Source organism: Acidovorax facilis (genome assembly GCF_023913775.1).
GTDB lineage: Bacteria > Pseudomonadota > Gammaproteobacteria > Burkholderiales > Burkholderiaceae_C > Acidovorax > Acidovorax facilis.
In genome coordinates this window covers 1-11,009 of sequence record NZ_JAMXAX010000175.1, presented here as the reverse complement: position 1 = coordinate 11,009, position 11,009 = coordinate 1, and the positions used below count along the sequence as shown (strand labels likewise).

Below are 11,009 nucleotides of genomic sequence, written 5' to 3'. Positions count from 1 at the left end.
GCGCAGGGGTGGTCATGTTGCGGCGCTGGTCAGCGGAGCCTGGGAGGATGGAAGGGTGGTTGGCACGGCGTACAAGGCGTCGAACACCTGCGCGGCGGCCTGGGCGAGGGCGTCGTCATCCGCATGCACTTCGCGCAGGCCAGCCAGCACGGCCTCCAGCCCGGCGGCTTCGGGCACGGGCATGCCGCCGGTGTCCAGGTAGTGCACGGCGCGGGCCAGGCGCTGCAGGCGGGGGTCGGTCTCCAGCCCGAAGCTGGCAATGAGCACCTCGAAGGTCACCAGGGCACCCACATGGGTGAACCGGGCGCCGTCAAAGTCAAAGCCCTGGACATCAGCAGGCGGCGATGCCGGATCGGCCAGCCACACAAAACGCGCACCCGGGTCAACGAATCGGCGGATCAGCCAGGCGCAGGCCAGGCGGTCCACCCAGGGCCGCGCCCGCGTCGCCCAGCGCTGGTTCTGGAACTGGGCGGTGTCAAGGCGCCTGATGCCATGGGCGGGCAGGGCGGCAGGCTCCCCCCGCGAGAAGCAGGCGTCCAGCGCCTGACGCAGGCTGGCCATGTCGGAATCGGCCTGCGCGGCTGCGGCGCCGGGGTAGTAGTCGATGCGGTGCAGTGCCTGCAGTGCATCGGCAACGTTGCGCAGGCGGCGGCGCGCTTCGGTTTCCGTGAGCTGTGCGAGCTCGGCTTGCAAGGTGCTGGCCGTGTCGCGCCACTGCGAGAAGGCCTCCGTGCGGTCGAACAGCGCTTCGATCTCCTGGCGCTGCATGTTGTCAGGAGCGGTCAGGGTCAGGAGCATGGCCGTGCCGCCGTGTTCTCGCACCTCGGCGGCGATGGGCGCCAGCAGGCCTGCGTGTTCTTCAGGCAGCAGGTAGGCGCCGTCGCGCAGGGCGGCGCAACCCAGTGCCTTGAGATTGCGCCAGATGCGCAGCCGCACGGCGTTGGGCTGCGTGGGCAGCGTCATGATGAGGGTGGACCACATAGCATTGAATTATATGCATCAAGTAGTGAAATAGTTATTTCTATTTCAAAAATCGTCATCACCAAAGATTCCTTGCATGCCGGGTGCTTCTGGTCATACAAGGAGCAGAGCGGGCGAAAAAGCATGCGGTACACAGGAACAGCGCCCAATGCAGGGCGGCAGTCGCTTTTGTCCATGGAGATGTGGCCCCGTGTAAATGGATTCAGGGCCGATGCCAAGCCCTGCGTCAGTTTGCCGCAAGCCCGTTATGAATAATTATGAATTCAAAACCTGCTGTCTTGGCAGGCCGAGAGAGATGCCGAGGAGACCCCCACAATGACCGCTTACGCTGATTTCTACCGCCAGTCCATCGACCACCGCGACGCCTTCTGGAGCGAACAGGCGCAGCTGATCGACTGGAAGACGCAGCCCCAGCAGGTGTGCGACTACAGCAACCCGCCCTTTGCCAAATGGTTTGTGGGCGGCACCACCAACCTGTGCCACAACGCCGTAGACCGGCACCTGGCCACGCGCGCCAGCCAGGCGGCGCTGGTGGCCATTTCGACCGAAACCGACACCGAGCGCAGCTACAGCTTTGCCGAGCTGCATGCCGAGGTGCAGCGCATGGCAGCCGTGCTGCAGAGCCTGGGGGTGAAGAAGGGCGACCGCGTGCTCATCTACATGCCCATGATTGCCGAAGCCGCCTTTGCCATGCTGGCTTGCGTGCGCATTGGGGCGCTGCATTCGGTGGTGTTTGGCGGCTTTGCCTCGGGCTCGCTGGCCTCGCGCATCGAAGACGCCGAGCCCGTGGCTGTGGTCAGCGCCGATGCCGGGTCGCGCGGTGGCAAGGTGGTGCCTTACAAGCCGTTGCTGGACGAGGCCATTGCGCTCTCCAAACACAAGCCCGCCGCTGTACTCATGGTGAACCGCGGCTTGGCCCCCATGCACCTGCAGCCGGGCCGCGACCATGAATGGGCGCCGCTGCGCGAGCAGCACCTGAACACCGTGGTGCCGTGCGAATGGGTGGAGTCCACCCACCCTAGCTACACGCTGTACACCAGCGGCACCACGGGCAAACCCAAGGGCGTGCAGCGCGACACCGGTGGCTACACCGTGGCGCTGGCCGCCAGCATGAAGCACATCTTTGATGCCAAAGCGGGTGACACCTACTTTGCTACCAGCGACATCGGCTGGGTGGTGGGTCACAGCTACATCGTCTATGGCCCGCTGATCGCGGGAATGACGACCATCATGTACGAAGGCTTGCCCACGCGACCCGATGCCGGTGTGTGGTGGAGCATTGTCGAAAAGTACCAGGTCACCCACATGTTCTCGGCACCCACGGCGGTGCGGGTGCTCAAGAAGCAGGACGCCAGCTGGCTCAGGAAGTACAACGTCTCCACCCTCAAGGCCCTGTGGCTGGCGGGCGAGCCGCTGGACGAGCCCACGGCCCAGTGGATCAGCGACGCGCTGCAGGTTCCCATCATCGATAACTACTGGCAGACCGAAACCGGCTGGCCCATCCTGACGCTGGCCAATGGCGTGGAGCAACAGACCACACGCTTTGGCAGCCCCGGCAAGGCCATGTACGGCTACCACGTCAAGCTGATCGACGAGAGCAACGGCGAAGAGCTGACCGCCCCCAACCAGAAGGGCGTGGTCGCCATCGAAGGCCCGCTGCCCCCCGGCTGCATGCAGACCGTGTGGCGCGACGATGCACGTTTTGTGAACACCTATTGGAAGAGCATTCCCGGTCGGCTGATCTACAGTACCTTCGACTGGGGCATCCGCGACGCCGACGGCTACCACTTCATCCTGGGCCGCACGGACGACGTGATCAACGTGGCAGGCCACCGCCTGGGCACGCGCGAGATCGAGGAGAGCATTGCCTCCCACCCCAACATCGCCGAAGTGGCCGTGGTGGGCGTCGCCGACAGCCTGAAGGGCCAGGTCGCCATGGCATTTGCCGTGGCACGCGATGCGTCGGGCCTCACGGACGATGCCGCGCGCCTCAAGCTCGAAGGCGAAGTGATGAAGCAGGTGGACCACCAGCTCGGCGCGGTGGCCCGGCCGTCGCGTGTGTACTTCGTGACCGTGCTGCCCAAGACCCGCAGCGGCAAACTGCTGCGCCGCGCGCTCCAGGCCGTGGCCGAGCGGCGCGACCCGGGTGACTTGACGACGATGGAAGACCCGGCGGCGCTGCAACAGGTGAAGGACCTGGTGGGGTGACGAGCCTTTTCGACCCGCAGTGGGCTCCGTGCAAAGGCCGCCGTGCTGTTCGCGTGGGGCTTGGCACGCCAGGGCTCAGGAGATCACCAGGGTGAAGTAGCCAAACTCCATGTCGGTCGCTTCGGACACTGCTGTGACGGTGGCGTTGGGATTGGATGTGGTCACGCTGTCAGTCGTGATGCCATTGATGACGGCGTAGACGGAGTAGACATCGCTGATTTCCACCGTGACCTGCACGAATGAGTCAGGCACTACGACGTCTTGCACTGGCACACCTTGGTGCGTGATCTGGAAGGTCACCGGGCCAAGGCTGGTTTTTTCGAATTGCATCTGGTTGGCAACGCTACTGGGTGTTGTCACCACTTCGAATTCGTAGGTTTGCTGGGCGCGCTGCTGCTTCACCTGCGCCAGAAAACGGGTCGCACCACTGACTGCTATCGGTGCGGAGGTATAGGTGTTGCCTTCCAGTATGGTGCTGGCCGTGATCTCGAAAGTTTCGGCCTCCGGGACGGATAGCGTCGCGCCGGGGGCGAGGCCCGGCAGGCGGGCGAGGGCCAGCCCACCCCGGTGAATCACGTACTGGGCGATGTACGAGGTGCTGTTGGTCAAAGTCAAAGCGCTCATGGGACCCCTCCGATAGTAAGAAAAGAACGGAGATTCATTTTTACCGCCTTGGCGGTCGCAACGCCCGGATTTTTTGCCATCGGCGCAGTGCGCTGGCACCGGACCAGAGCGGGGCGAGACTCCGGCCGGAGCGCAATCACGCAGGCCGGTTTTTCTGCCACCCCACCGGCGGTTGCCACCCTGGCGTCCAGCCGATGAAATCCTGTAGCGGCATGGGCCGGGCGATGCAGTAGCCCTGGGCCTGCATGCAGCCCAGCTGCAGCAGCATCTGGCCTTGTTCGATGGTTTCCACGCCTTCGGCAATCACGCGGTAGCCGAAGGAGCGGGCCAGGCCGATGACCCCCTGCACGATGGCCAGGTCGCCGGGGTCGCCCATCATGCCGTGCACAAAACTCTGGTCGATCTTGAGCGTGTCCATGGGCAGGCGGCGCAGGTAGGTCAGCGACGAGTAGCCGGTGCCAAAGTCGTCCAGCGACACCGCCACCCCCAGCGCACGCAGCGCCGTCAGGGTTTGCGCCACGGCGGTCAGGTCGTAGAGGGCGGCGCTTTCGGTGATTTCGATTTCCACCAGGTGGCCGGGTACGCCTGGGTGGCGGGCGATGCACCGGGCCATCCAGTCGGCAAAGTCTGGGTCTTGCAGGTGCTGGGCGGCGATGTTGATGCTCAGCGGCAGGTGCAGTCCGTGTGCCTGCAGTTGCGCCAGCACGGTGAGTGCGGCTTCGACCACCCATTCTCCAAAGTCGATTTCCAGCTCGGTGCCCTCCAGCAGGGGCAAGAACTCGCCCGGCGGCACCAGGCCGCGTTCGGGGTGCTGCCAGCGCGCCAGCGCTTCGGCACCCACCACGGCCCCACTCCTCATGTCCACCTTGGGCTGCAGGTACAGCGTGAACTGCGCGGCGGCCAGGGCCTCGCGCAAGTGGCGGCCCTGTTCGCGCTGCAGTTGCAGGGCGCGTTCCTGCGCAGCGTCGAACTGGTGGAACCGGTTGCGCCCGGCCTGCTTGGCGGCGTACATGGCCTGGTCGGCGTGGCGCAGCAGGGCGTCGGCGTCGGCGTCATCCTGCGGGAACACGGTGTAGCCGATGCTGGCAGTGACCACCACACGCTCGGTGTCGAGTGTGTAGGGCGCTGAGATGTTGTCCATCACCCGGTGCAGCATGCGCTCGCAGTCGCCCACGGATTCAAGGTCGGGCATGAGGATCACGAACTCGTCGCCGCCCAGGCGCGCCACCGTGTCCAGCGGGCGCAGCGCGCGTGTGAGGCGGCCACCCACCACCACCAGCAGGCGGTCGCCCGCGCCGTGGCCCAGGCGGTCGTTGACGGGCTTGAAGCCGTCCAGGTCCAGGTAGGCCACACCCAGCTGCCGACCGTTCTGGCGCGCCTGGTCCATGCACTCCTGCAGCTTGCGGGCCAGCAGCACGCGGTTGGGCAGGCCCGTGAGGGCGTCAAACAGGGCCAGCCGCTGCAGCAGAACCTCTTGCTCGCGCTGGGGCGTGACGTCAATGGCCACGCCCAGCATGCGTGCGGGGCGGCCCGCCGCATCGAAGCCCACGATCTTGCCCAGGTTGCGCAGCCAGCGGGCGGGGTCGCCCGGCTGGTTCACGCGCCAGGTGGCGTCGAACGGGGTGCCGGGGTGGGTGGTGTGGCGGGCCAGTTCGCTGGTGATGCGGTCGATGTCGTCGGGGGCAATGCCGGCGGTCCACTGCGTGGAGGCCAGTGGGGTGTGGGGCGTGTCCAGGCCTCGCATGGCGTGCCAGCGGCTGTCGCCGGTGACGGTGCCTGTCTGCAAATTCCAGTCCCACAGGCCCAGCGATGCCGCCGAGATGGTGAGCGAGAGCAGTTCCTCGCGTTCCCGTACCTGCTCTTCATTGCGTTTGCGGTCGGTGATGTCGTGCACCGAGAACAGCCAGCACGGCTCGCCATCGAATTCGGTGGCGCGCATGGACTGCAGCACGGTGCGGGGTGGGCCGCCACGCACATTCAGGTTGACCTCGTAGCTGCTCAGGTGGCTCGAGCGCTCCACCTCCGCAATCAGCTTTTCGCGGTCGTGCGCGGTGAAGATGCCCAGCTCGACCGCAGTGCGGCCGATGGCCTCCTCGCGCGGGATGCCCAGCATGTCCACCCAGGCGGGGTTGATGTCCACATAGCGTCCGTCGCGGCGGTGCGACAGGCCCATGGGGTAGGGCATGAGCTGAAAGATGCGCGAGAAGCGCTCTTCGGACTGGCGCAGGCGCTGCTCGGCGCGCTTGGCCTCGTCGATGTCCTGCATCACGCCGCGTACGCGGGTCACGCGCCCGTTTTCGATCACCGGCTCACCCATGGCGCGCACCCACACCAGCCGACCGTCAGTGTGCAGCACCTCGATCTCCATGCTCCACTCGCGGCGCTCCAGAATGCTCAAGCGGAAGTTGGCGCGCAGCGTTTCGCGGTAGGCGGGCGCCACATGGCGGTCAATGTAGTCGTGGGGCAGCGGCGAACCGGGGGGCAGGCCGTGGATGTCAAAACACACGTCTGACCAGTAGACCAGGCCCTTGCCGCGCTCGTCCTCCCAGGCACCCAGCCGGGCCAGGCGGCCGGCCTGCTGCAGCAGGCCATTGAGGGCCTGCAGCTCGTCACTGGCGCGGTGGGCTTCGGTCATGTCATGGAAAACGAACACAAAACAGTTTTCGCCATCCACAAGCACGGAGCGTGCCGACATCAGCCCCGGGATGCGTCCGCCCTCGCGCTGCGCAACCAGCGGCAGGCGGTCCACCTTGCCGTCACGGCGGAAGGTCTCCACCAGCCGCTTGCGTTCCTGTTCAGAGGCCCAGATGTTCAGCTCGGTCGATGTGCGGCCGATCACCTCCTCGCGCGGGCGCCCCAGCACCTCGCAGAATGCGGGGTTCACGTCGATGTAGCGGCCGTCCGAGATGCGCGAGATGCCTGCGGGGTCGGGCAGCGTCTGGTAGAAGGTCGTGTACTTGGCCTCGGACGAGCGCAGCGCATCTTCGGCCGCGCGGTGGGCGGTGATGTCCACGTCCATGCCGATCAGGCTGGTCGGCCGGTTCTGGGCGTCGCGCGTGGCCACCGTGCCGCGCGACATGAGCCAGTGCCAGCGGCCCTCGGTGTCCATCACCCTGAATTCGGCTTCGTAGCTGTCTTCCAGCCCGTCCATGGCCCGCGCCAGCCTGGCCGCATTGCGCTCGGCATCCTGCGGGTGGCGCCGGGCATACCAGCGCTGCCACAGGTCTGGCGCCTCCAGATCGGCGGCGGTGATGCCGAAGGTTTCATAGAAGCTGCCATGGCAGCGGAACTGGCGCTGCACCACATCCCACTCCCAGTGCCCGCCACCCATGGAGTCGAGCACCAGGCGCAGCCTGCGCTCTTGTTGTGCAAGGGCTTGCTGGATGTCGCTGCGTGAAAGCTCGGAGCGTGCTCCGTTGGCCAGCAGCAACCGGCCCACGCCCAGCATCAGCACCCCGGCGCCGTGGTGCCATGGCAGGCTTCGCGCCATGTCGGATGCGCCGTCGGTGGCCCACAGGCTGCCAGACACGGCCAGGGGCAGGGTCAGCGTCAGGCCGATCAGTGCAGCCCATTTGGGCACCTGCAGGCGTGCCCCCACATGGCGCCACAACAACCCCGTGGCCACCGACACGCCCAGCACGGCAACGGCTGGAACCGCATCGGACATATCAGTGCGCACCGCTGCCACCAGGGCGATGAGCGCCGCAATGATGGCCGCCGGAAACCTGAAAAAGAGCGCCAGAAACGCCGCCACCGTGGGGTAGGCCACCACCCGCAGCTCGGGGGCGTTCCAGCGCAGCGCCTCAAAAGAAATCCAGGAAACGAGGCCGCCTGCCAACCCCAGCAGCAGCAAGGTGCGGCGCGACGGGTGCAAGGACTCGCGCGGCGGCAGCCAGGCCAGCACCAGCAGCAGCGACATCAGCGCCGTGGCGGCCAAAAGGGTGTTGTTACCCATGGAAAACCCCTGGGCAAGCCCCTTGCGGCGGGGTAGCCGCAGGCCAGGAGTTGCAGGGGGAGCGGCCGGGGATGTGTGTGGCAGTACAGCGCCCGGTGCCGTTGACGGACTTGGTCAGATGGCAAAAGCCCGAAGAAAACCCCATGGGCCAAGTTTAGGGCCGTTCTGAGGCGGGCAGGGCAGGCCTGAGTGTCCTGATAAGTCCGGTTGACAACAATGTGCCGCACACGATGACCACGGCGCAGCCCACCATCCAGGGCGTGATGCGTTCGCCCAGGAAGACCGTGCCGTACAAAACCGCAAACACGGGGGTGATGAAGGTCACGGCCAGCGCCCGGCTGGGGCCGGCACTGGCGATGAGGCGAAAGTACAGGATGTAGGCAATGCCCGTGCACAGCACCGCAATGGCAATGATGGCGCCCCAGGCGCGCAGGCCTGGCATCTGCGCAGGCCAGAACCACAGCGTGGGCAGGGCCAGTCCCAGCGCCGCGCCCAGCTGGCTGCCGGTAGCGGTGGCCAGCGGTGGAATGCCCGTGAGGTAGCGCCGTGCAAAGCTGGCCGACAGCCCGTAGAAGCTCGAAGCCAACAGGCAGGCGGCAATGGCCCATTCGGCGCTGTCACTCTTGAACCCGGTGCCCGCTGGCGCACGCCAGGCCAGCAGCGCCACGCCCACAAAACCGAGCGCCAGGCCCGCCCAGCGCAGGCGGTTGATGCGGTCACCCAGCCACATCCAGGCCACCAGCGCGCCAAACAGCGGCACGGTGGCGTTGAGGATGGAGGTCAGGCCCGTGGCAATGTGCAGCACAGCCCAGGAAAACAGCGCAAATGGAATGGCCGAATTGATGACCCCCGCAAACAGGATGGGCCGCCAGTGCTGGCGCAGCGCAGGCCAGTGGCCCTGGCGCAGCATGATGGGCCACAGGAACACCGTGGCCAGCGCCACGCGCAGCCCGGCCGTGGGCAGAGGGCCGAAGTCGGACGCACCCAGCCGCATGAACAGAAAGGACGCGCCCCACAGCGCCGCCAGCAAGATGAATTCGCCGATCCAGGTGGAAACGGGCTGGTTGCCGGGGCTGTTCATGCATGTCCTTTGCGGAAAGCGTTGGGGGAGGTGGAGGGCAGCGCATTTTCCAGCGTCAGCAAAACCGCTTTGCGATCAAGGCCACCGGCATACCCCGTCAGGCTGCCACTGGCGCCCACCACGCGGTGGCAGGGCACGACCACGCTCAGCGGGTTGCGCCCCACGGCGGCCCCCAGGGCGCGCACGGCCAGGGGGCGGCCCAATTGGCGGCTCAGCGCGCCGTAGCTGGTGGTGGCGCCCCGGCCGATGGCCAGCAAGGCACGCCACACAGCCTGCTGAAACGGCGTGCCACCCGAAAGGTCCAGCGGCAGGTCAAACCCCGCACGTTGCCCGGCGAGGTACTGCTGGAGCTGGTGGGCGGCTTCCTCCAGCACGGGGTGGCTTGCCGTGTCAGCCCAGGCCGTGGGGCCATGAAGCCGCTGGCTGGGCTCGTGGCGCTGGCCTTCAAACCAGACGCCGACCAAGCCGGCGGGCGACGCCGCCAGGCGCACGGGCCCCAGCGCGGTGGAGGTGCGCATTTGCACGGTGTGGGGGTGAAATTGCATGACTGAATGAGCGATTTTTAGATGAAATTGGCCTCCAGCGCTTGATGGATAAGCGCTAGCAGCTCCTATTTTGATAGTGATAGAACTGGTGGCACTGCACCCGCCGGGGTGCCCGCTGCCCAGGCGCGCAGCACCGCGTAGCTGCGCCAGGGCCGCCAGGCCTGCGAGGCCTCGCCTGCGGCGCGGGCCGGGTTCTTGTGCCCCTGCACGCCCAGGGCCTTGTGCAGCGCCACATCCCCGGCCGGAAACGCATCGGGCCAGCGCAACACGCGCATGGCGATGTACTGGGCCGTCCAGTCGCCAATACCGGGCAGGGCGCACAGCGCGGCCGTGGTGCTGGCCACGTCGGCGCCCGCGTGCAAGGCCAGCGTGCCGCCATCCACGGCGCGAGCCAGAGCCACGATGGCAGCCTGGCGCTGGCGCACGATGCCCAGCTGGCCCAGGGTGTCGCCGTCGGCCGCTGCCAGCGTGGCAGCGGTGGGGAACAGGCGGTTCAGCCCGGGCCAGGGCGTTTCGATGGGCTCACCCAGCCGCTCCACCAGCCGCTGGCCCAGGGTGCGCGCAGCGGCCACGGTGATCTGCTGGCCCAGCACGGCGCGCACGGCCAGCTCAAAGCCGTCGAACGCACCGGGCACCCGCAGGCCGTCGCCCTGGGGGAAGTGCTGGTGCAGCACGGCGTTGATGGCCGCGGGGTCGGCATCCAGGTCGAGCATGGCGCGCACGCGGCGGATCACGAGCGGCAACACGGGGTACAGGCTGTCGCTGGTCTGCAGCAGCACCTGGTGGCGGGCCCCGTCAAAGCGTGCGCTGAACCATCCCGTGGTTTCGCCGGGCAGGCCGGTGCAGGAAGCGGGCAGACGCACCGTGCGCCGCAGCGTGGTCTCCTCCGGCAGCACCCATTCCACACCGTGGAACTGCCGCCGTTCAAAAAAGGCCAGCAGTGCGGGCACATCAAACGGCGGGCGCCAGGCCAGGCGCAAGGTGCTGGTGGGTTGCGCCCCTGCGGTGGTGCCGCTGCGCCGCAGCTGTGTGGGGTTCAGGCCGTAGTGCCCCGAAAACGCCGCATTGAAGCGCCGCACGCTCGCAAAGCCGCTGGCCAGCGCCACCTGGGTAACGGGCATGGGGGTATCGGTGAGCAGTTGTTTGGCGGTCAGCAGCCGGCGCGTCTGCAGGTACTGCAGCGGCGATACGCCCAGGGCCGCCTCAAAAATGCGGCGCAGGTGCCGGTCGCTCACGCCCAGGCGCTCGGCCAGCCGGGCCACGGTGGCGCTGCCTTCGCCCGGTGCGGATGGGGCGGGCCACAGGTCGGGCGCATCCAGCAGGCGCACGGCCTGCTGCACCAGGATGCCACTGGCGTCCTGCACCGACCACACCAGCGCCTGCGGCGCCAGCTCGGGCCGGCAGCGCAAGCAGGGGCGAAAGCCCGCGTTCTCGGCCTGTGCGGCCAGCACAAAAAAGCGGCAGTTCTCGCGCCGGGGCGTGCGCACGGCGCACACGGGGCGGCAATAGATGCCGGTGGAGGTCACCGCCGTGAAGAAATGCCCGTCAAACCGTGCATCCCGCGCCAGCACCGCCAGGTAGCGGCCTTCGTCCAAGGCGGTGTCAGGTGCCTGGG

At 67.2% G+C, this 11,009-nt stretch carries 7 protein-coding genes; 1 reads left to right on the top strand and 6 read right to left on the bottom strand.

The window, feature by feature from the left end:
• Positions 1 to 12: 12 nt before the first annotated feature.
• Entirely contained in the window at positions 13 to 981 is a 969-nt protein-coding gene (locus tag NFX52_RS27590; RefSeq protein WP_252635917.1) for a chromate resistance protein ChrB domain-containing protein, read from the bottom strand.
• A 273-nt stretch (positions 982 to 1,254) separates the two neighbouring features.
• Between NFX52_RS27590 and NFX52_RS27585 the strand changes: the two genes are divergently transcribed.
• Positions 1,255 to 3,189, top strand: coding sequence for a propionate--CoA ligase (locus NFX52_RS27585; RefSeq protein ID WP_255354221.1), 1,935 nt, complete (start codon positions 1,255 to 1,257; stop codon positions 3,187 to 3,189).
• Between the two features lie 75 nt (positions 3,190 to 3,264).
• Here the strand turns inward: NFX52_RS27585 and NFX52_RS27580 are convergent, their stop codons facing one another.
• From NFX52_RS27580 to NFX52_RS27560, 5 genes are all read right to left on the bottom strand, one after another.
• Positions 3,265 to 3,813 carry a hypothetical protein gene (locus tag NFX52_RS27580; RefSeq protein ID WP_055401930.1) on the bottom strand — a complete coding sequence of 183 codons (549 nt, stop codon included), beginning with the start codon at positions 3,811 to 3,813 and terminating at the stop codon, positions 3,265 to 3,267.
• A gap of 136 nt (positions 3,814 to 3,949) precedes the next feature.
• Complete coding sequence (locus NFX52_RS27575) at positions 3,950 to 7,768, bottom strand: sensor domain-containing protein (RefSeq protein WP_055401928.1); 3,819 nt, start codon at positions 7,766 to 7,768, stop codon at positions 3,950 to 3,952.
• Between the two features lie 154 nt (positions 7,769 to 7,922).
• Entirely contained in the window at positions 7,923 to 8,849 is a 927-nt protein-coding gene (locus tag NFX52_RS27570; RefSeq protein ID WP_055401926.1) for a DMT family transporter, read from the bottom strand.
• Entirely contained in the window at positions 8,846 to 9,394 is a 549-nt protein-coding gene (locus NFX52_RS27565) for a methylated-DNA--[protein]-cysteine S-methyltransferase (RefSeq protein WP_055401924.1), read from the bottom strand. Before NFX52_RS27565 ends, NFX52_RS27570 begins: the two co-directional genes overlap by 4 nt.
• 65 nt (positions 9,395 to 9,459) lie before the next feature.
• Positions 9,460 to 10,989, bottom strand: a complete 1,530-nt coding sequence (locus NFX52_RS27560) for a DNA-3-methyladenine glycosylase 2 family protein (RefSeq protein ID WP_082437632.1) — start codon at positions 10,987 to 10,989, stop codon at positions 9,460 to 9,462.
• Positions 10,990 to 11,009: the final 20 nt, after the last annotated feature.

Coding starts and splice junctions, on each gene's coding strand:
- NFX52_RS27590 (WP_252635917.1), bottom strand. CDS start 981: ATGTGGTCCACCCTCATCATGACGCTGCCCACGCAGCCCAACGCCGTG.
- NFX52_RS27580 (WP_055401930.1), bottom strand. CDS start 3,813: ATGAGCGCTTTGACTTTGACCAACAGCACCTCGTACATCGCCCAGTAC.
- NFX52_RS27575 (WP_055401928.1), bottom strand. CDS start 7,768: ATGGGTAACAACACCCTTTTGGCCGCCACGGCGCTGATGTCGCTGCTG.
- NFX52_RS27570 (WP_055401926.1), bottom strand. CDS start 8,849: ATGAACAGCCCCGGCAACCAGCCCGTTTCCACCTGGATCGGCGAATTC.
- NFX52_RS27565 (WP_055401924.1), bottom strand. CDS start 9,394: ATGCAATTTCACCCCCACACCGTGCAAATGCGCACCTCCACCGCGCTG.